Genomic DNA, 21,133 nt, shown 5'->3' with positions numbered 1-21,133 from the left:
GCTTACATGCCGGATCACCCTCTGCCCAGACAGATATATTCTGACGCTGACGCTTTCGAAAACGCCTCTTGATTACTGCCCGCCGTGATCTGACGGCGGCTCTTCGGGTGATGCCTCTTCCAATTCCTGCGGCGGTCCGAGTCCGCAACAGGCGCTTGCTCCCGCACCGATGCCGTTCGCGATGAAACGGCCGAGCAGGTCGAGCAGGGCGGCATGATCCGCGGCTGAAAATCCGCGCAACTGCTCGTTCAGTACGGCGGCGCCCAGACCGGGCAATTGCTGCGCGGCTTCGTGGCCTTGCGGCGTCAGTTCCAGCTTGACCATCCGGCGGTCAGCGTCGCTGCGCGTGCGTACAACAAAGCCTTTCTTTTCAAGGCGATCGAGCAGGCGCGTCATCGATCCACTGTCGTACGACATGACGCGCGACAACTCGAACGGCGTGCTCGCGCGTTGCGCGGACAACATCAGAATCACGCCGATCTGCTGGGCAGTCAGTCCCAACGGTTTGACCGCACGGTCCATCCGCTCGACAAGCACGTTTCGCGCTTTCGTCAGGTAATAGCCAAGACTCGATTCGAGGTGAATCTTGTCCGCTTCGTAGGGGCCGTCAGTCATCGTGTATCCGGGAACATCGTCAAGCAGAACGAATTCTAGCTGCCTAAGCAGACAAGTCAAATTGGATTTGCGCAGCGCAAACCGCGCAAAAACAACACCGCCATTGCACGTGAAGCAAAGTATCTTGAAATTTAATTGCATAGTCAATATTATTGTAGGCAACGAGTTACGCGCGACCCGCGCCACCCGAGACCATGTTCTGACCGATTGTCTGCACGCCGCCATGGCGCCGTGCTCAAAGGATTTCCCCGATGCTGTACCTCAAAAACACCCTTGGCGGCTTGAGCCGCTCCCTGACCGATTCCGCGCTGAGCAGCTTTCAAGGGCCGCATCGCTGGTGGAAACTGGCGTTGTTCGCCGTGCTGTTCGTGCTGCCCGGTGGATCGGTGGGGGTCGCGGCGTTGGCGTGGGTCGAGCACCGGCGGGGGCAGAAGGGCGCTAAGGCCGTTCCGGCGCAATTGAAAGCGTTGCCGGCTGTGGGCAGCGGTGTCGTCGCAGCGGCCAACGGCACCCCGGTCATTCCCGTGAGCGTTTCGGGCACCTGCCACGCGCGAGGCGATGCACCGTGCCGCGCGGCGGCTGGAAAGCTGGCCCGGCAGACTACCTCGTCGGATTCGCGCGTCTGATCCGTAACAGCGCGTAACCATCCCGACACCCTAAGTAACACACCTTCGCCTCCCCCCGCATTACCCTTTCAGTTTGCCGCGCCCATGCGGCCCCATACGCTAACATTCCGGCAGAGCCATGATCTCGCCCGGCTGGCAGTGCCGTCATTGGCCGCACTGCGGCGTCCTGAAGGAATCCATTGCATGCAGTTTGATCGAATCTCGCGCGCGCGGACGCTTGCGCCCCGCGCCCTGACTATCGCAGTTGCGGCGGCCCTCGCCACCCTGCTGGCCGGTTGTGTGGTTGGCCCTGACTACAAACGGCCCGCGGCCGAGACCCCCGCTTCCTACAAGGAAGCCGCGCCCGGCTGGAAAGTCGCCCAGCCAGCCGATCAGCAAGACCGCGGCGACTGGTGGACCATCTACGAAGACCCGCAACTCAACGCGCTCGAAGACAAGCTGAACGCATCGAACCAGACCATCGCCCAATTTGCCGCCGCCTATCGCCAGGCCCGTGCGCTGGTCGGCGAGGCGCGCGCGGCGTATTTCCCAACCGTTGGTGCATCGGCGGGCGCCACGCGCGCCGGCAACGGTTCATCGTCCAGTGGCAACTCGACTTCGAGCCGCTCCGGCATCAGCAATAGCTTCAACGTGCAACTCGACGCCAGCTGGGAGCCGGACCTGTGGGGCTCGGTCACGCGTTCGGTGAACGCGCAGAAGGCAGGCCAGCAGGGCGCTGCAGCCGATCTCGCGAATGCGCGGCTGTCCGCCCAGGCCACGCTCGCGCAAACCTACTTTTCCCTGCGCGCGCTCGATTCCACCCAGAAGCTGCTTGACGACACCGTCGCGGCTTATGAGCGCTCGCTGCAACTCACGCAGAACCAGTACGCGGCAGGCGTCGCCGCACGTTCCGACGTGATTCAGGCACAAACGCAGTTGCAATCGGCACAAGCGACCGCGATCGACAACGGCGTGCAGCGCGCGCAAGACGAGCACGCGATCGCTGTACTCGTCGGCGAACCAGCCTCGACATTCTCGATTGCGCCGATGCCACTCACGGCCACGCCGCCCGGCGTGCCCTCGCAGATGCCGTCGGCGCTGCTCGAACGGCGCCCGGATATTGCCTCGGCTGAGCGCAAGGCCGCGGCGGCGAACGAGCAGATCGGCGTTGCGATTGCCGCGTTCTTCCCGTCGCTGACCCTGTCGGCCACCGGCGGCTTCCAAAGTTCGGTGTTCTCGCAGTTGCTGACCGCGCCGTCGCGGTTCTGGACGCTCGGCCCACAACTCGCCGGCACGATCTTCGACGCCGGCTTGCGTGAGGCAAAGACCGAAGCCGCTCGCGCTGCTTACGATCAGGACGTCGCAGCGTATCGTCAAACGATTCTGGCCGCGTTCCAGGACGTCGAGGACAATCTCGCCTCGCAGCGCATCCTTGAACAGGAAATCGTCGTGCAGCGGCAGGCGGTGGATTCCGCGCGTCAGGCGCTCGCCATTGTCACGAACGAGTACAAGGCGGGCACGGTCGGCTACGTCAATGTGTTGACCGCACAGACCACCGCTTTCACGGCGGAGCTGAAGCTGGAGAGCATCGCCGGGCAGCGGATGGTTTCGTCGGTGGGTCTGGTGAAGGCGCTTGGCGGTGGTTGGGACGCGTCGCAAATGAACCGCGAAACAGGCGATGTGGCCGCGCCGGCGCCGCTGCCGGCATCGGCGGCGACGCCTGTGGCGCAAAGCGGCGCCACTTCACAGCCGGCGCCGAGCAACTAGACGCGCTAAATGCACACCAACCCGCTCACCAACCCGCCCACCAACCCGCACGTCAGTGCACGAACGTCAACGCGACCGTATCCGGTCCGCTTGGCCGCCCCAACAGATTCAGCAGCCCCGCGAGGTTGTCACGCGCTTCCGGGGCGGCGCTGGCCGTCCCACGAAACGATGTCGAGGCTGCCGACACGCTGCCATTGCCGGTCAGCATCAGCGGTCCCTTGAGGGTCGTCAGATCCAGCGTGGACGACGCACCCTGTGCCTGAAACAGCAGCCGATAAGAACCCAGCGGCTTGACCAGCGAGACGCGCGAACTGACGTCGTTCAGGGTCACGGTGAGCTGGCCGAACGCCTCCTGATTGAAGCTGCGCCAATCGGACCATGCGAGGCGCACGTCGCCTTGCAGGTCGAGCGTATTGAAAGGTGCGCCGAGGCCGCTTAGCAGCGAAGCCGGTACCGCCATCGCGCCCAGCGTGACGGTGGCGCTGCGCGGGGAGATGTCGACGGTGATCGGGTCGGGCATCGCTTCGCTGTGCCGCATGATCATCCGCACACGGCCGGTGAAGAGCGGCCAGAACGCCGTGCTCCATTCGATCCGCCCCGGCAGCAGGGTCGCGGCACTCATGTCGGAACCGGCGGCAAGCATCAGCGTGGCCGAGCCGTGCCACAGCGAGCCGGCAGGATCGACGAGATTGACGTGGCCATGGGTCTGCTTGGCGAACTGCGGCGTGATCCAGGCGGCCGGTAACAACGTGAGCATCACGGCCGCGCTCGCCAGCACCGCGACCGCCAGCCAGGGTAGCGCGACGCGCAGGCGCCGCATCCAGTAAGTCATGCGAGATCCTGTAACGGCGCGGTCATTTCACGGTAGACGGCTGCAACGATGCCGTCAGATCCACCTGGCCGTCTTCCTTGAGAGCCGTCACGTGCGCCTCGGCAACCTGCACCTTGAACTGCTTGCGCGCGTCGTCGACCCAGCTCGTCCACGCCGGGAATGACACATTCTTCATCTGGATCTGCACGGCGTTGCCGATCACCTGCACCTGGGTCGCGGCAAGGCCGTGATCGCTGAGCGATGCGCTTAGTGCGTCCTTCAGCGCGGCGCCGGTCGGCGCGACACCCTGAGCCGCTGCCGAGAGCTGGCGCGCTTCATTCGACTGCGCGGTCATCTGTGCCAACTGGCGCTGCAAGCTGGGCAGCGATTCATGCAGACGCGCGCGGCCATCCTGCGCCGGCGCCCACAGCACGGACCACGCGATCACCACGGCCAGCGCCCCGCCGCCCCACGCCAGCAGCGTTTTTTCGCGTTCGGTGCGCTGGTCCCAGAATCCAGCCCAGCTTTGGGCGAGTTCAGCTTTCATTGTCCGTTCCTGATGGTCCACTTGCCGGTGTTGCTGTCGATCGCGCCGGTCAGGCCGTTGCGCGAGAGGCGTTTGGCGAAATCGGCATCGAGTTTCACCTCGGGCTTGAAGGTCACGTCGAGCCGCCGGTCGTGATAGTCGAGCGCGGCGATGCCGTTGACCGGCACCGGCGCCAACGAGCGCGCGAGGCCATCGGCGAGCGAGAGAAAATCGTCCGGCGACAGTTCACCCGCCGCCACCCGCAACTGCTGCAACTGGCGCGACATCTGATCGGGCGCATCGAGCACGACCGTCGTCTTGGGGAAGGTATTGAGGAGCAGTTCGGTCATCTGCGTGCTGATCGCGTCACGTTGGCGCGAGAGCATCAGCCACTGCACGTTCGCGCCGACGATCGCGATCACGAGCGCGCCGACCGCCAGCATGACCGGCAGGCGCAGACGCCGCAGCGTCGCGCGGTCGAGCCGCCACGGCTGCGAGGCAAACTCGAACTGACACAGGTCGAAGCGGCACGCCAGCGCCCGGCGCGCGAGTTGCTCGAACGGCATCGGGCTGGCCCCGTGCACGTAGGCGGCGAGCTTCGCCGGGCTGGTTGCTGAGAGACTCGGCTCGTTGCCGGGCACCTCCGTCAGCATGTGCAGCGAGACCGGCGCTGCGCCGGCGAGCGCGCCGAGCGTCGCGTTCACAGCGCTAGCCGGCACCGCCAGCCCCTCGCCTTGCGCGCCGCGCGCGATCGCCAGCTCGACGCGTGGCGCACCGTTGGTCATGGCGCTTTCGACCGCGCCTTCGAGCAGCAAGGCGGGCGCGGTCTGAACAACGGCGCCAAGCACGGCCGCCACCATCGGCACCGCCGACGCGACGCCAGGCGCCACCACCGGCGCGCCACCCGGCAACGACGTCGCCACGCTGGCGGAGCCCGCCATCACCGGCTCGCCCGCGTTGACCGTTTCCGCGACTTCGGCGGGGATGTCGAGCGTGGCGGCTGGCGGCAGACAGCGTGTGACCGGCACGGCGCGCAGACTACGATGGCCGGCGGCGGCAAAGCCTTCGCAGATGAAGCGGAACCAGCCGCGGTCGATGATCGCGAGCAACTGCTGGCCGCCCGCGACCGGTTGCGGATCGACGGCGATGTGACAGGTTTGCGGGTCCTGGATCAGCTGATCCTCGACGATATTCGGCAAAGCCTGACGCAGCCGCGGGCCGCGCAAGGGCGGCAGCTTGGCGGGCATCATCAGCAGGTCGCGGGCGGCGACCATCAGCACCGTCGACGAGGCGCGCGGCAGCAGCACAAGCGCCGAGCGGCCTGCGCGTTGGGTACGGCCCGACTTGTCGAGCAGCAGGAACGGCAACTCCGGCAGTTGCCATTCCTGCGACGGGACCGCCGGATCACGCGGCGGCAATAGAACGATCAGCGTGCTCAAAGGCCACTCTCTCTGGGAAAGGCGTTATTCATAGTTGGTCTTGTATCCGCACGATACGCGTTGTGTGAGTCAAAGCGTCGCGATAGACGAGGGTCGTGCGGTCCACTACCGCGCGTTCGTGCTGCACACGGCCGTGGATCAGGAAGTAGTTCGTATTGACGTCCATCTCACTCTGGTCGATGGAGCCCGACTGTACGCCGGCGCCGTTCAAAGCGAGTTGGACGTCGGCGACGTTATGGAAAAACACGGTCTGCCTGCGGGCGACGAAGGCTTGCGCGCTGGACAGGCTCATGCTCGGCACGATCGCCGCGACGACTTCGGCGGAGGCCGTATTCATGTTGACCGCCGACACGGTCGGCAGCACGGTCACGAAGGGCCGCAAGCGCGCGACCATTTCCGGCGTATAGCCGGGGATATCGAGCAATGAATCGACGCTGGTCATTTGCAGCGGCGCGACCGCCGCATTGTCGTCGCCGTCTTCGATACCGGGTTTATCAGTGAAGCTGCCGCTGGTGGCGCCACCACCCGCGGTGATCGGGGTCGCCGCCGAGCCCGTGGTGGACGTGATCGTCTGAAAACGGGTCGCCGATTGCGCGAGACTTGTGCGTACCTGCACGGCGGTGGCTTTCGCCAGTTGGCTGTTGACGCCGAGGGATACGAGCAGGCGCTGATACGCGCCGATCTGTTCCGTGTTCAGTTGCATGACGCCGGGCGCTGGGCTCGAGACCAGATTGCGGAGGTTGAATTTCGACTGGGCGTCTTCGATTGAGCCGGAGAGGTAGGTTGCCTGGCCTTGTTCGGCCCGGACTTCGCCGATTTGTCCCAGGAAATCCGATAGGCGTGTTTTGGCGATGGGGACGCCCCATAGGCCACCCAGGTAGGTGATGCCGGCTGAGGTGTCGCCCTCCGAGCGGAGGATCAGGCGTGTCCAGTCTAGTGCGCCGCGGGCGACCCATTGCGCCTGGGATAGGAGGCGCTGGTTTTCTATCCTTCGGATTTGGACTTGCTGGCGCCAGAGTAGGCCCGATACTAATATCGCTGATAGCGCGACTACTAGTAGGGCGCTGATTATTGCTGCGCCGTGCTGGTTTTTTGGCTGTGCTCTTACGGTGTTGGTCTTTCCTTGTTTTCTTGTCGGTCTATTAGCGTTCCCCCTGTGCGGGGGGGCACCTACTTTTCTTTGCCTGCCGCAAAGAAAAGTAGGCAAAAGAAAGCAGCTCAATCCGCTAACTCTTAAGCGGGTCCCCTGGCTTGGAGGGGGTAGTGGTGCATCTGGAATCTGTGCCCCCGTACCCTCAACCCGAAGTGACAAGGCAGTCATACTTCCCGCCTCGCGCTGCGCGCTCGCCGGAAGGGTCTGCTTATTAGATGCGCCAACCGTTTTTCGTGAATTGCCGCTCGGCGCGCGCAGCGCCGCCGGAACGAATGACTGCTTTGTCACGAAAGTTGAATGTGCGAGGGCACGGATTCCAGATGCACCACTACCGTTGGCTGTGCGGGGGACCCGCTTAGCATTAGCGGTTTGAGCCGCTTTCCTTTGCCTACTTTTCTTTGCGGCAGGCAAAGAAAAGTAGGTGCCCCCCCGCACAGGGGGAACGCCAATCGACCGACAAGAAAACAAGGAAAGGCCAACACCATAAGAGCGCAGACTAGAACGCAGAGCAGACAAAGAACAGAAAGAAAAGCACCGCCGCAGGCGCCCAGACACAGAGCGTCGCGAAGACAACAAAAATCGAGACCGTCGCAGAGACAACAAAAAAACCCTCATCTCATTCTCCGACGAGAAAAACCCGCGTAACAGGCCGCGCCAACGACTTAGCCCCAATACTCACTTCCAGCCCAGTCACCGACCGCGGCAGCGGCGCATTCCCCAACTGGGGCACCTTCAAATTATTATCGTTCTCCGTAATCGCACTCTGCACGTCCTTCATCTGCGTGGTCCAGCCAACCTTCGGCACATAAACACGAGCTGAAATAGCACCGACACCGCCCATCAAAGGCACCGCCGTCCAGCCATTTCCCTCGCCACCGCGCAACGCACTCCGCAACTCGCCCACGTTCCCCAGCGGCGGCGACGCATACCGAATCACCCGCCCCTCGGACACGCGATACCGCACCACCTGCAATCGCGGCGCCGTCCCCGGCAAGACCATCTCCCGCACAATCTGCAACACGCTGCCGCTGACCGATATGGCCGCCTGCCCGGACTCGTCGTCCGACGCGGCCTGCCGCGCGTCGATCCGCATCTGGTCGAATAGCTGCGCGAAAACTCGCTCGTCTTCCATCGCGTTCGTAATCGTCTCGCGGCCACGAATGATCTGGTCCAGCCCGCGCCACGACAACACGGCAATCACCGCCATGATCGCAATCGCGACCAGCAACTCGATCAGCGTGAAACCACGCGCGCCCGATCGGCCGCGGCGCTCAGAGCGAACGGTTGTTTTCATTCGCGACCACCGTGACCATCTGGGCGAGATTGCCGGAACGCCCAGGCGTCGTCACCATCACTTCCACTCGACGAAACACCGGATTCGGCGTCGCCGTCACATGCTCGGTACAGATCAACTCCAGATTGCCCTGCGAACAGTCAAAACTCGTCGAGCCGACGTTCGGCCAGCCATGCGTCAAATGCAATTGCGCCAGCGTATTGTCCGCACTCCATCCCGCCAGCAGACGTCGATGCAGATCGGCTTCGCCGCTCGCGAGACTCCCCACCGCGCGCATCGACGCCGCCAACGCAATCGCGATGATCGCCAGCGCCACCAGCACCTCGATCATCGTAAAACCGCGCTGCGAACCACACTGCGATACGCGCGCCCCCATGTCCCTGCAACGACGCATCTCAGTGCACCTCATAGCGGCCATTGCCGGTGCCGACAATCGTTGCGCGCCCCGCGGCCGAAAACAGCGTGATCTGCACGGGCACGTCAATCGCCTCGGTACCGAAGATGACGCGGCTGGGTTGCGAATCCGAACCCGGATAGCTGATCGTCACGCCGGTCACGCCTCCTTCCCAGTTGCGCGGCCCAAGCAGATCGTCACGCAGCGGGCGCCAGCCGTCTTCAGTACGCAAATCGAAACGAAAGCCGCCGTCGAGCGGTTGCCATGCGATCGGCCGCGCACGCACCTGGGCTTCGTCGCCGGCCGATTCGAACAGCAGCGCGAGTCGCTGCGCTTCTTCGTTCAGATCAGTGCGCGGATTGCGGGTCATCGTCAACGCTGTCAGCGATACCAGAATGCCCGCGATCACCAGCACCACCATCATTTCCAGCAGCGTGAAACCCGCCGCGCGCTTCGAGCCGCCTGCGCTGAAACCACGTGCGCCCCGCGGGCCGCGCACGCGTGCGCCGTCGCACGCCGTGCCCGGCAGCGAGGCCGTACACGGCGTGTCCACACGGGACTTGCAAGCGGACAGTCGCATAGTGCCAGCCACGAACGATCAACTAAAGATCAGAAAAACAAAGAGTCGATAAGACGCGCGGTGGATCGCGAGGAAGCAGGGCGATCCGGCGCGCCGGACAATCAACGGCGCCTAATAAACTACTGAACTACCGGACTACTGCCACGAACCGACGTCGGCGTCGTTACCTTCGCCGCCCGGCTTACCATCCGCGCCATAGCTGAACACGTCGATTTCGCCATGCACGCCCGGGTTCAGATACTGATAGGTATTGCCCCACGGATCGTTCGGCAGACGTTCGAGGTAACCGCCATCTTTCCAGTTGCTCGGCACCGGGTCGGTGGTCGGCTTTTCGACCAGCGCGCGCAAGCCTTGCTCCTGAGTCGGATAACGGCCGTTGTCGAGACGATAGAGTTTCAGCGCCTGCATCACCGTGCCGATGTCCTGCTTGGCGGCCACGCGCCGCGCTTCGTCCGGACGGCTCATGATTTTCGGCACGATCAACGCGGCCAGAATGCCCAGAATCGCGATCACGACCATGATTTCAATCAGCGTGAAACCGCGTTGAAGACGGCTGCGCGGACCCGCGATTTCAATACGTCGAGTGGTCGACAGTTGCATAGCTTGCTACCTCTTCTCAGGTGAAATTTTGATCGGGCGGGATTCGCCTGTCAGCCAATCAGGCTGCCATTGAACGCGCCCGGTCGGTCATTTTAATGTCATGGTGTTGAAGGGTTACGAGAAAACGCCGGGCCGCCCCAAGTTTCCGCTCCGCAGGAAGTCCCCTCCGGGGCTTGGCGCGAAGCGCCAGATCAGGGGCACTTTCCCTCAACGCAATTTTCACAATAGTCCGTACAATGTACGCATGAACGCCATTCAAATCCGCCTTCTGTCGCTCGCCCTGTTCGCCGTGTTTTGCGCGACGCTGACCTACTGGGTCATCACGCTCTCCACGACTTCCGGCGCGCCGTTGCCCGCTGCCGCCGCGCATGCGCAGGTCTCGACCGAACAGGCCGCCACGCTGTTCGGCGGCCAGCTCACCCGCAGCGCCAACCAGGACGTGCATCTGTTCGGCATCCTCGCTTTAGGGGAAGGCGCCGCCGCCATCGTCAGCGTCGGCGGCGAACCGCCGCGTGCAGTGTCGCTCGGCAGCGCGCTCATGCAAGGCGCCAAACTCTCCGAAGTCCGCCCCCGCTCGATCATCATCGACCGCAATGGCGCGCATTCCGAAGTGTTCCTGCCGGCCAATCCGGCAGGTCCCACCATCTACGTGCGCTAACCCAGGCGCTCTGCCTGGCTTTAGCTGATTGCGCGGCCGCTGCAACCGCGCAATCGAAGAACTTCTCCGCCTTACTGCACCAGATTGTTCAACTCGATGATCGGCAGCATCACCGCCAGCACGATCACCAGCACCACGCCCCCCATCGCCAGAATCAGCAGCGGCTCGAGCAGGCTCGTCAGGAACATCGTGCGACGCTCCAGCTCGCGTGCTTCACCGTCGGCCGCGCGGTCGAGCATGGTGGTCACGTCGCCGGTCGCTTCACCCGAACGGATCAGGTGAACCAGCACCGGCGGAAACGTCTTCGTATTGCCGAGCGCGCGCGATAGCGACGTGCCTTCGCGCACACGCACGATCGCGTCGTCGATGTTCTCGCGCATCGCGTTGTTGCTGAGCGTTTCGGCAGCGGCTTGCAGTGCGCGCAGAATCGGCACGCCCGCTGCCGTCAGAATGCCGAGCGTGCTGGCGAAGCGCACCGTGTTGTAGCCGCGCACGAGTTTGCCGAGCAGCGGGGCGGTCAACAGCCACCGGTCGAATGCGAGGCGCGGGCCGGGCTGCTTCAGGATCGAGCGGACCAGATACGCCAGCGCAACGATGCCGATCAGCATGGCCCACCACCAGTGCCGCACGAAACCGGACAGCGCCATCATCATGATGGTGAGGAAGGGCAATTGCTGCTTGGTGCTGGCGAACACGTTCACGACTTGCGGCACCACGTAGCTCAACAAAAACGTGACGATGCCGAATGCGATGAGGGTCACGATTGCCGGGTACGTGAACGCGAGCACGATCTTCTGCTTGAGCGCGTTGCGTTGCTCGATGTAGTCAGCGAGGCGCGACAGCACGAGACCGAGCTTGCCGGTATGTTCGCCGGCGGCCACCAGCGCGCGATAGATCTCGGGGAAGTCTTTAGGATGCTGCGTCAGCGCATTCGCGAGCGAATGCCCGCCAAGCACTTCAGCGCGAATCGACGCCATCAGCTCGCGAATGTAGTCGCGCTCCGATTGCTCGGTCAGGACCGAGAGCGCTTCGTCGAGCGGCAAGCCGGCGATCAGCAGGCTGGCCAGTTGACGCGTGAGAATCGCCTGCTCGCGCTGCGATAAACGCCGCCCCAGCGACAAGCGCTGATTGCGCTCGCCTCGCGTGCGCGTCGCGGCCGGTTCGACGACGAGCGGCGTCAGTCCTTGCGAGCGCAGATTGGTCCGCGCGCCACGCGCGCTGTCCGCGTCGAGCACGCCTTTTTGCGCCTTGCCCGCCGCGTCGATCGCTTCAAAACGAAATGCCGGCATGACCTTATGCTCCGCCCGTCACGCGGATCACTTCTTCAAGCGACGTCAGCCCGGATGCGAGCCAGCGGTCCGCATCCTCGCGGAGCGTACGCATGCCTTGAGCACGGCCCGAAGCCAGAATTTCCGCGTCGGACGCATTGCGGTGAACCAGCGTGCGGATCTCGTCGTCGATCAGCAGCAGTTCGTAGACGCCGCGTCGGCCTGCGTAGCCGGACTGACCACACCTGTCGCAACCGACCGGATGCCAGCGCACGCTGCCATCTTCCTCGACGCGCTCTTCGCGACACACCGGGCACAGTCGCCGCACCAGCCGCTGCGCCAGCACGCCGAGCAGCGACGACGCCAGCAGGTACGGCTCGACGCCCATATCCGTCAAACGGGTCACCGCGGAGGCCGCATCGTTCGTGTGCAATGTCGCCAGCACAAGGTGGCCGGTGAGCGAGGCCTGCACCGCGATCTGCGCGGTTTCCAGGTCGCGGATTTCACCGATCATGATGATGTCCGGGTCCTGCCGCAGAATCGAGCGCAGCGCCCGCGCGAAGGTCATGCCGATCCGCTCGTTGACCTGCGTCTGGCCGATGCCTGAGAGGTCGTATTCGATCGGGTCTTCGACCGTCATGATGTTGGTCGTCGCGGTCTCGAGCCGCGACATCGACGCATACAGCGTGGTCGTCTTGCCCGAGCCGGTCGGACCGGTCACCAGCACGATGCCGTGCGGCCTGCCGATCAGCTTGTCGAACTTGACGAGCGTGTCGGGCGCCATGCCGAGCGCTTCGAGATTCAGGCGCGATGCGTCCTTTTCCAGCAGACGCAGCACCGCGCGTTCGCCGTGGCCGGTAGGCAGCGTGGAGACGCGCACGTCGACCGGACGGCCGCCCACGCGCAGCGTGATCCGGCCATCCTGCGGCAGACGCTTCTCGGCAATGTCGAGCTGCGCCATGATCTTGATCCGCGAGATCAGTGCACCGTGCAGCGCTTTTTTCGGCCGCACGACATCGCGCAGCGTGCCGTCGACACGGAAGCGCACCACGGAAGAAGTCTCGAACGGCTCGATGTGAATATCCGAGGCCTGTTCACGCGCCGCTTGCGTGAGCAACGCATTGATCATGCGGATGATCGGCGCGTCGTCTTCCGACTCCAGCAGATCCTCGACCTCGGGAATGTCCTGCATCAAACGCGAGAGATCGACTTCGCCTTCCACTTCGCCAACCACTTGTGCCGCGCTGCCGTCCTGGCGCGCGTAGGCCTGGTTGATCGCCTGCGCGAGTTCGTCAGCCGGCACACGCGTCACGGACAACGCGCCGAAGTTGCGCGCGACTTCAGCAAGCGCCGCGTCACTGGTTCGTTCGCTGATCCAGACTTCGAGGCTGTCGGCATGCTGATGCGCGACCAGAATCTGGCCGCTGCGGGCAAAGCCGTAGGGCACGAGACGCGCGGCGACCGCCGATGGCGCACCGCGTTCGGCATGCTCCGCCACGACTGCGGGCGGCATCGCCGAGACGCGCGTCGCCGACGGCGGCGTGGACGGCGTGCTCACGGCTGCGCTCCAGGTGACGCTGTGGACGGCGCCGCGGGTACCGGGTTCGTCTGCACAGCACCGCCATTCGTGACCGGCGCCGGAGCGGAACCCGGCGGCGGCGCCATCTGCTGGCGACGCATCTGGTCGAGATTGAACAGGTTCATTGCCGGCGACCCACCCTGGCTCGGCCCAATCGGCATCGGCGGAACCACCGGATCGTCCTTGTCCTTGATCAGATTGTTGTCCGACTTGTACGCGCCCGTCACACCTTGGACGTAGTCGTAACGGTTCGCCGTCACGGCCTGTGCGGTATCGCGATCGGTAATGATCACGGGGCGCAGGAACACCATCAGGTTGGTCTTCTGGCGAGTCTTCTGTTCCGAGCGGAACAACTGGCCGAGCCACGGAATATCGCCCAGCAGCGGCACCTTGCTGTTGCTGACCTGGTAGTTGTCCTGCATCAAACCGCCCAGCACGATGATCTCGCCGTTATCGGCGAGGACCGTCGACTGGATCGAACGCTTGGTGAACTCCGGGCCGGCCGGGTTGGTCGCCGCGTTGGTCGTGCCGTTCACGATCGCCGAATCTTCGGTATAAAGCTGCAACTTGAGAATCCCACCGTCCGTGATCTGCGGCTTGATATGCAGCGTCAAACCGACGTCGACGCGGTCGAACGTATTGAACGCGTTGCTCGTGGTGCCGCTCGTGAGGTTCGAATACGAACCCGTCTGGATCGGCACGTTCGTACCGACGACGATCTTCGCTTCCTCGTTGTCGAGCGTAATCAGGTTAGGCGTGGACAGCACGTTCGCGTCGGCGGTCTGCGACAACGCCTGCAGCAGCGCGCCGAGTCCCTGCACACCGAAAATGTTGTGCACCCACCCGACGTTGAGCCCCTGCTGGATACCCCCATTGCTTGCGAGCGCCCCGGCGAGACCGCCGGTAGCGCCAGTCGCCGCGGCCGCAGCCGTCAAATTGATGATGCTGTTGCCAGAGCCAGTCGCCAGATTGGTACCGGCAAAAATCGAATTGTTCGCCACCTGCCACTGAATGCCGAGATTGGCGTTCGTGTTCGAATTCAACTCGACGATCAGCGCTTCGATATAGACCTGCGCGCGCCGCGCATCGAGCTGGTCGATCACCGCTCGCAGGTTGCGGTACACCGGCTCAGCCGCCGTAATGATCAGCGAGTTGGTCGCAGAGTCCGCCTGGATCATGCCGCCCGGCTGATTGTCGTCGCTCTTGTCCTTGTCGCCGCCGAGCAGGCCGGCTGAACCCGAACCGCCGCTCGAACCATATCCGCCGCCGCTGCCACCCAACGGCGACGCCCCCCCGCTGCTGTTGAGTCCACCCGATGGCAGCGGCGGTGTACCCGACGTGCCCGTCGAATTGCCGCCCAATCCACCACCGCCGTTCTGATTGAACGAATTCGCTTCGTTCGAGCCGCCCGATGAGCCGGTGTCGCCGCCTTTGCCGAGCATCCCGCGCAGGGTCTTCGCGAGCTTCGTCGCGTCCGCGTTGCGCAGCGCCACGACGTGCATGTTGCCAGGCATGGTGGTCGGCGTGTCGAGTTCTTTCGCCAGCTGCTTCGCGGACGCGAGCCTGCCGCCGTTCGACGCACGGATCAGCAGCGAGTTGGTGCGCGGGTCCGCGGTGACCGACACCTTCAGCGTCGCGTCGGTGCTGCCGATCGCGCCGGGGTCGAGCATCTTGGTGAGTTGCGTGGCGATGTCGATTGCGTTGGCATTCTTCAACTGCACCACCGACACCGACTGGCCCGCGGCCGTGTCGACACCCGCAATGATCTGCGCAATACGCCGCACGTTGTCGGCGTAGTCGGTCACCACAATCGTGTTGTTGGCCGGGTAGGCCGCCACGGTATTGTTTGGCGAGATCAGCGGCCGCAAGATGGGCAGCAGGTTATTGGCCGATTCGTTCTTCAGCGAGAACACCTGCGTGACGATCTGATCGCCGCGCGCAACCGGCGTATTGCCGACATAGGTCGGCACGCCTTGCAGCTTGGCATCGGCCTCGGGCACCACCTTCAACACGCCGTGGTCTTGCACCAGCGCGAAGCCCTGCATCCGCAAAGCGGATTGCAGGGTCTTCAGTGCCTGATCTTCAGGCACCGCATTTTCCGACACGAGGTTCAACTGACCCTTCACGCGCGGATCGACGATGATCGTTTTGCCAGTCGCCGCGCCGATCGCCTTGGCCACCTGGTCGATATCGGCGTTCACGAAGTTGAGTGTCACCTGAGCCTGTGCTGTCTGCGCGGTGATCAATCCAGCCACCAGCAGCGCCGTTGCGACGCGACGCAATGCCATACGATTTCTTCTCATGGAATGTGGGATCGATGCCAACGGCCGCAGCCGTCGACGGTCATGCAGTGCGAACATTTGAGCAAGCCGCCGCCCTGTCGGTCTGCCAGCCGGCCTCACGAGCGGTCAACGCCCCGGATGCCAGACATCCAATGTCCAAAAAAAATGAACAGTAACAGTTTTTCATGTCGGATTTGTCACAAAAGAACCAGCCCGTGCGATTACTCTAAAGACCGTCACAAACTGTCAAGCAATTGAAAGCAAATGGCTTCTGTGTGCTAAGCCGCAGAAACGCTTCGTTTTACGCTCGATTATGTCGGTCAGCCAACTTGACGCATATAAGCCTGCCGGTATGATACGAGCCGTTCGAGGTCCTGGTCGCGACCTGCTGAGGCGGGTTTTCCCCGATGCCCGACAAAGGCCCGGCCAGTGAGCCTCACCGGCTCCCAGCGGCTGAATTATGGCTGATGCATTGCCTTACCAGACCTTACCCTTGTGATTTGTTTAGTCGTCTTGACTGATGAAAAGAACCTTCGTCACCGTCGCCGCAGGACTTGCCATGCTGATCGCAGCAGGGCAGGCACACGCCGATTGCTTTGACGAGGCGGCGAAGTATCAGAAGGTCAACCCCCTGATTCTGCGCGCAATTGCGTGGCAGGAGTCGCACAATCGGCCTGACGCGCAACATAAGAACGCCAACGGCTCGACCGACTACGGCGTCATGCAGATCAACTCGATCCATCTGCCCGTGCTCGCGCAATACGGCATCTCGCAGGGCACGTTGATGGAGCCTTGCAAGAACGTCTACATAGCAGCATGGCATCTGCGCCGCCAGATGAATAAGTATGGCAATACCTGGCAGGCGGTCGGCGCGTACCACTCCGAAACGCCGGCGCTGCGGGACAAATACGCGCAGCAGATCGCCGCAATCCTGCGCAAGTGGAATCTGATGCCGGCTGGGCACTGAGCAGTCCCCGCCGCCCGGCGGTTCCCCGTTTGATGCACAATGCGGCTTCGTGCTGCCGTCGGCGTTCGGCCTTCTTCTGGCCCCGGAGTCATGCGACCCCAAGCCCGGCACGCCCTCCAATCCTCTTGTCTTCCCGTACTGCGATGAACCAGCCGCTATTGCCCGTCACCGTGCTCTCCGGTTTTCTGGGCGCCGGAAAGACCACGCTCCTGAATCACATCCTCGCGAATCGTGCCGGTCTGCGTGTCGCCGTGATCGTCAACGATCTGGCGGCCGTCAATATCGATGCAACGCTCGTGCGCGACGCCGCCGCGCTCTCGCATCTCGAAGAGCAGCTTGTCGAACTGTCGAACGGCTGCATCTGCTGCACGTTACGCGATGACTTGCTGGTCGAGATCAAGCGGCTTGCCGCCGAAAAGCGCTTCGACGCGATCCTGATCGAGTCGACCGGTGTGGCCGAGCCGATGCCGATTGCCGAAACCTTTACCTTCGTCAACGACGACGGCGCGTCGCTGTCCGATGTCGCGCGGCTCGATACGATGGTCACAGTGGTCGACGCGTTCAACTTCCTGCGCGACTACGGTTCAGCCGAGGCGCTCTCGGAACGGGGTATCGCCGCGACTGAAGAGGACGATCGGACGCTGGTCGAATTGCTGATCGAGCAGATTGAATTCTGCGACGTGCTGGTGGTGAACAAGGCCGATCTGGTGAGCGCCGATGAACTCACGCGTTTGCAGCGCATCCTCGCTCGCGTCAATCCGCGTGCCGTGCAGGTGGTGAGCCGCTTCGGCGAAGTGCCGCTGGCCGAAGTGCTGAATACCGGGCGTTTCGATTTCGACGAGGCATCGAGTGCGCCGGGCTGGCTGGCGTCGCTTAATGATGAACATGAACACGGCCATGCGCATCACGGTGAGGCAGACGAATTCGGCATCGGCAATTTCATTTATCGCGCGCGGCGGCCGTTTCACCCGGAGCGCCTATGGGCGCTGCTGCATCAGGAGTGGAAGGGCGTCTTGCGCAGCAAGGGATTCTTCTGGCTCGCCACGCGTAACGACATTGCCGGTTCGCTATCGCAGGCGGGTGGCGCTTGCCGGCATGGTCCGGCGGGGATGTGGTGGGCCGCTCAGGATCGCAGCGAATGGCCGGACGGCGATGATGAGCTGGCCGCCGAAATTGCCGCCGACTGGTACGGCGATCCGGACGATCTGAGCATCGGCGATCGTCGTCAGGAACTGGTGATGATCGGCGTCGGCATCGACCCGACTGTCTGGAAAGCAAAGTTCGACGCGTGCCTCGTCACCGATGAGGAATATGCGGCGGGTCCGCAAGTATGGCAACACTTCGCCGATCCGTTCCCGGCATGGGACTTCGACGAGGACGACCACGATCATCGTGATCATGAGGGCCATGGTCACGGCGAAATCGTGCATCGTCACGATTGAGCTTGAGCGGTATCTCCACCCGGTGCCGAGAGCTTTAGCCGCGATTGGCATCGCGGCTAAACCACAAATCGCAGACGAAAAAAAAACCCGCCGTTGGCGGGTGTCAACTGCCAGGCAGTAATCTGCTTAGCGCTTGTTGACTGCGTCCTTGAACGCCTTACCAGCCGTGAACTTGACGGTCTTGGCGGCCGGGATCTTGATAGTCTCGCCGGTCTTGGGGTTACGACCCGTACGTGCTGCGCGCTTGCCCGAACCGAAGCTGCCGAAGCCGATCAACTGGACCGCGTCACCCTTCGACACGGACTTCTTGATCACTTCAAGCAACGTGTCCAGCGTCTCACCGGTTTGAGCCTTGCTGGCGCCGGTCTGTCCTGCGACGGCGTCGATCAGTTCCTGTTTGTTCATTAAGGTTCCTTTCTGAGTTTAGGTTGACACGAACAGCGCGAACGCGCCGATTATACGTGCGCGGGCCGCGCCGTCGAGCAGCTGCGGCTCCGGATCCCCTCCGGACAATTAGCGCGTGGCAGTTGACTGCCCCGCGGCCGTGCTGCCGCTCCCTTCGCGGCGCTTGCTATGATAGCGCAGCGCAAACCCAATCAGGACAAGGGTTTCAAAGAATTAAGCGGTTCTGGGGCCGATACCGGGGGGAAACCCTTCTTTTTCCTCTTCGCGGACCTCAATCGAAGGCTGAAACCCAGTATGGACGGGGCTTAGCGTTGGTTTTTGCCAACGTTGCGCACGTCTTTTTCGCCGCCTGGCGAGCTGCGCGCGCCGGCGGTAACCTCTGACCCGCTCTTTCCAGCGTCATTTTCCGCCGCGCATGACTGATCCGCTGATCCCCGCCGTCCTCGCATTTCGCGCTAACGGCACGCCTTTCTCCCCGTTCTACGACGACATTTATCACAGCGCCGTCGGCAGTCTCGAACAGGCTGAATATGTCTTCCTTCGCGGTAACCGGCTGCCGGAGCGGTGGCAGGGGCGCCGCATTTTTACCGTGCTCGAGACCGGCTTCGGCATGGGCATCAACTTCCTGACGACCTGGGCTGCCTGGCGAGCCGATCCGGCGCACTGCGAGCGGCTGCATTTTGTGTCGACCGAGAAGCATCCGTTTACTCAAGCCGATTTGCGCAGCGTTTATGCGACGACGATTTCAGATCCGGAAATCGCCGCGCTGGCGGAAACGCTGGCCGCTGAATGGCCGATGCTCGTCCCCGGCATGCACCGGCTCGAATTCGAGGGCGGACGGATCACGCTGACGCTCGTGTTCGCCGACGCGGTGGACAGCTTGCCGGCGTTGCGGTTGCGCGCCGACGCGTTCTATCTCGACGGCTTCGCGCCGGCCAGAAACCCCGAAATGTGGACGCCTGCGATCTTCAAAGCGCTCGCCCGGATGGCCGGTGAACGTGCCACGTTTTCGACCTATAGCAGCGCCGGCGAGATCAAACGTGCGTTGACGCAAAACGGCTTTGTGTACCAAAAAGTGGACGGCTTCGGCTGGAAACGTGCGATGCTGGTTGGCCATTTCGCGCCACGCTGGCGCGTGCGCCGCTATGAACCGCCCGCGCCGCTCGAAGTCGACGAACGGCACGCGATCGTAATCGGCACCGGGCTCGCCGGCTGCGCGGTAATCGAGCGTCTGGCCTCGCGGGGTTGGCGAGTCACGTCGCTGGAGCGGCACGCGTCGGTGGCTCAGGACGCCTCGGGCAACCCCGCCGGCGTGTTCCATCCCATGATCTCGCGCGACGACAGTGTCGCTTCGCGCGTCACGCGCGCGGGCTTTCTCTACACGCTCAGACGCTGGGCAGCACTCGAGCGGCTGGGTCACCGTCCATTGCGCGGTGCGCCGGGCTCTTGCAGATCGCCGCGGACGACGAAGAAGCAAGCTCGATGAGCGAGGCCATCGCGGCGTTCGGTTACCCGTCTGAATACGTGACGCCCGTATCGCTCGCCGAAGCACAAAGACTCGCGGGCATGCCGCTCGCGCGCAGCGGCTGGCTCTTTCCGCACGGTGGTTGGATCGACCCGGCGTCGCTTTGCGCCGCGCAGTGCGCAGCGGCGGGCGGGCTGCTCGAACGCCGCTTCGGCGTAGAGGTGACGCGCCTCGAGCGGTCCGGCAATCAATGGTCCGTTTTCGACGCAGCAGGGCAGGCCGTTGCGCGTGCGCCGGTCGTCATTGTCGCGAGCGCACACGACGCCGCGCGCATCGCCGGTTTGCAGCACGCACCGACTCGCAGCATCCGCGGCCAATTGACGTTGCTGCCACCGGGCACCGTCCCTCCGCTCGCGATGCCGGTAATAGGCGAAGGCTACGCCGTCCCGCTCGCCGACGGCGTCACGCTGACCGGCGCGACCTACGAACTCGACGACCCTGACACCTCGCTGCGACCGGATGGCCATCGGGAAAATCTAGAGCGTGTCGCGCAGATGCTGCCGGCCTTTGACGGCATCGTCGATCCGGCTCGCGCGGCGGCGCTTGGCGGGCGCGTCGCGTTTCGCTGCGTGACGAGCGACCGGATGCCCATGGTCGGCAATTTCGCCGACGAAGCCGCCTCGACGCACGACGCCCAGCGCTTGCGTGGCGCATGGCCGCTCGATTTGCCGCGCGTCGACGGCTTATACGGTGCATTCGCTTATGGGTCGCGCGGCCTGGTATGGGCGGCGCTGGGAGCCGAGTTGATCGCTTCGCAGATCGAAGGCGAGCCGTGGCCGCTCGAACGGGAGTTGGCCGAAGACATCGATCCTGCTCGCTTCCTCTTACGCGCGTTGCGCCATGGCACGGCCGGTTAACCGTGCGCGCTGAACCTCGCTGACGAGAAAAGTTATCCACCGAAACGTGTGGATAACCGCGCCGTTTACCGGCGTAACTCATGTGGAACCGTTGTGGACGTAAACGGGGTAACTTTGCCGCCGCCGAAAATCGCCAAAAGTTACCCTCGACTACGCGCCGCTGCCGCACACGCTGTACATCCTGTTATGCGAGCGGCAACCCGATGAATTGATTCGGTAAACCGGGGTTATCCACAGAAAACGAGGCACCTTGTTAACTGTTACTACGTATACATACAGTAAACCGGTAAACAGAAGAGCCGTCGCGAGTTCGGGCGCAATCGTCGAGCTCGAACCCCAGGTGCAACGGATAGAAAAAACCTCCGG

At 63.4% G+C, this 21,133-nt stretch carries 18 protein-coding genes and 1 pseudogene; 6 read left to right on the top strand and 13 right to left on the bottom strand.

Annotated features, from left to right (window positions below):
• Positions 1–72 precede the first annotated feature (72 nt).
• Entirely contained in the window at positions 73–615 is a 543-nt protein-coding gene (locus B0G76_RS34315) for a MarR family winged helix-turn-helix transcriptional regulator (RefSeq protein WP_120298025.1), read from the bottom strand.
• Between the two features lie 251 nt (positions 616–866).
• On the opposite strand from B0G76_RS34315, the gene B0G76_RS34310 reads away from it, so the two are divergent.
• Entirely contained in the window at positions 867–1,241 is a 375-nt protein-coding gene (locus tag B0G76_RS34310; protein ID WP_120297241.1) for a hypothetical protein, read from the top strand.
• Between the two features lie 183 nt (positions 1,242–1,424).
• Entirely contained in the window at positions 1,425–2,987 is a 1,563-nt protein-coding gene (locus B0G76_RS34305; RefSeq protein ID WP_120297240.1) for an efflux transporter outer membrane subunit, read from the top strand.
• A gap of 52 nt (positions 2,988–3,039) precedes the next feature.
• On the opposite strand, the gene B0G76_RS34300 is transcribed toward B0G76_RS34305, so the two are convergent.
• The 8 genes from B0G76_RS34300 to gspG form a co-directional block, all read right to left on the bottom strand.
• Complete coding sequence (locus B0G76_RS34300) at positions 3,040–3,819, bottom strand: type II secretion system protein N (RefSeq protein ID WP_120297239.1); 780 nt, start codon at positions 3,817–3,819, stop codon at positions 3,040–3,042.
• 22 nt (positions 3,820–3,841) lie between these two features.
• A complete protein-coding gene (locus B0G76_RS34295) occupies positions 3,842–4,345 on the bottom strand; it encodes a type II secretion system protein M (RefSeq protein WP_120297238.1) in 504 nt (167 codons plus the stop codon).
• Positions 4,342–5,763: a type II secretion system protein GspL gene (gene gspL, locus B0G76_RS34290; protein ID WP_120297237.1), complete on the bottom strand. Its 1,422-nt coding sequence runs from the start codon at positions 5,761–5,763 to the stop codon at positions 4,342–4,344. The genes B0G76_RS34295 and gspL overlap by 4 nt, the downstream gene beginning before the upstream one ends.
• Positions 5,764–5,791: 28 nt before the next feature.
• Positions 5,792–6,835 (bottom strand): type II secretion system minor pseudopilin GspK, encoded by a 1,044-nt coding sequence (gspK, locus tag B0G76_RS34285; protein ID WP_409076778.1) that lies wholly within the window; start codon positions 6,833–6,835, stop codon positions 5,792–5,794.
• 697 nt (positions 6,836–7,532) lie between these two features.
• On the bottom strand, positions 7,533–8,210 hold the full coding sequence (locus B0G76_RS34275; RefSeq protein ID WP_120297235.1) for a type II secretion system protein J: 678 nt from the start codon (positions 8,208–8,210) through the stop codon (positions 7,533–7,535).
• Positions 8,188–8,604, bottom strand: a complete 417-nt coding sequence (gene gspI / locus B0G76_RS34270; RefSeq protein WP_120297234.1) for a type II secretion system minor pseudopilin GspI — start codon at positions 8,602–8,604, stop codon at positions 8,188–8,190. Before gspI ends, B0G76_RS34275 begins: the two co-directional genes overlap by 23 nt.
• A gap of 1 nt (position 8,605) precedes the next feature.
• Positions 8,606–9,184, bottom strand: a complete 579-nt coding sequence (locus B0G76_RS34265; protein ID WP_120297233.1) for a GspH/FimT family pseudopilin — start codon at positions 9,182–9,184, stop codon at positions 8,606–8,608.
• Positions 9,185–9,319: 135 nt separating this feature from the next.
• On the bottom strand, positions 9,320–9,784 hold the full coding sequence (gene gspG, locus B0G76_RS34260) for a type II secretion system major pseudopilin GspG (protein WP_120297232.1): 465 nt from the start codon (positions 9,782–9,784) through the stop codon (positions 9,320–9,322).
• A gap of 244 nt (positions 9,785–10,028) precedes the next feature.
• Between gspG and B0G76_RS34255 the strand changes: the two genes are divergently transcribed.
• On the top strand, positions 10,029–10,442 hold the full coding sequence (locus tag B0G76_RS34255) for a type II secretion system protein N (RefSeq protein WP_120298024.1): 414 nt from the start codon (positions 10,029–10,031) through the stop codon (positions 10,440–10,442).
• A 71-nt stretch (positions 10,443–10,513) separates the two neighbouring features.
• Here the strand turns inward: B0G76_RS34255 and gspF are convergent, their stop codons facing one another.
• From gspF to gspD, 3 genes are read right to left on the bottom strand one after another with little or no spacing between them, the layout of a single operon-like run.
• A complete protein-coding gene (gene gspF / locus B0G76_RS34250; RefSeq protein WP_120297231.1) occupies positions 10,514–11,731 on the bottom strand; it encodes a type II secretion system inner membrane protein GspF in 1,218 nt (405 codons plus the stop codon).
• 4 nt (positions 11,732–11,735) lie between these two features.
• Positions 11,736–13,223, bottom strand: a complete 1,488-nt coding sequence (gene gspE / locus B0G76_RS34245; protein WP_183082309.1) for a type II secretion system ATPase GspE — start codon at positions 13,221–13,223, stop codon at positions 11,736–11,738.
• A 41-nt stretch (positions 13,224–13,264) separates the two neighbouring features.
• Positions 13,265–15,577, bottom strand: a complete 2,313-nt coding sequence (gene gspD, locus B0G76_RS34240) for a type II secretion system secretin GspD (protein ID WP_120297229.1) — start codon at positions 15,575–15,577, stop codon at positions 13,265–13,267.
• Between the two features lie 514 nt (positions 15,578–16,091).
• Here gspD and B0G76_RS34235 point away from each other — a divergent pair.
• Complete coding sequence (locus B0G76_RS34235) at positions 16,092–16,538, top strand: lytic transglycosylase domain-containing protein (RefSeq protein WP_120297228.1); 447 nt, start codon at positions 16,092–16,094, stop codon at positions 16,536–16,538.
• A gap of 143 nt (positions 16,539–16,681) precedes the next feature.
• Positions 16,682–17,980 (top strand): GTP-binding protein, encoded by a 1,299-nt coding sequence (locus B0G76_RS34230; protein WP_120297227.1) that lies wholly within the window; start codon positions 16,682–16,684, stop codon positions 17,978–17,980.
• A gap of 126 nt (positions 17,981–18,106) precedes the next feature.
• Here the strand turns inward: B0G76_RS34230 and B0G76_RS34225 are convergent, their stop codons facing one another.
• Complete coding sequence (locus B0G76_RS34225; protein WP_006050811.1) at positions 18,107–18,385, bottom strand: HU family DNA-binding protein; 279 nt, start codon at positions 18,383–18,385, stop codon at positions 18,107–18,109.
• A 415-nt stretch (positions 18,386–18,800) separates the two neighbouring features.
• Between B0G76_RS34225 and mnmC the strand changes: the two are divergent.
• A pseudogene (gene mnmC / locus B0G76_RS34220) lies at positions 18,801–20,767 on the top strand (bifunctional tRNA (5-methylaminomethyl-2-thiouridine)(34)-methyltransferase MnmD/FAD-dependent 5-carboxymethylaminomethyl-2-thiouridine(34) oxidoreductase MnmC).
• Positions 20,768–21,133: the final 366 nt, after the last annotated feature.

The sequence above is a fragment of the Paraburkholderia sp. BL23I1N1 genome, from assembly GCF_003610295.1.
GTDB lineage: Bacteria > Pseudomonadota > Gammaproteobacteria > Burkholderiales > Burkholderiaceae > Paraburkholderia.
This window is presented reverse-complemented; position numbering and strand designations above follow the sequence as displayed.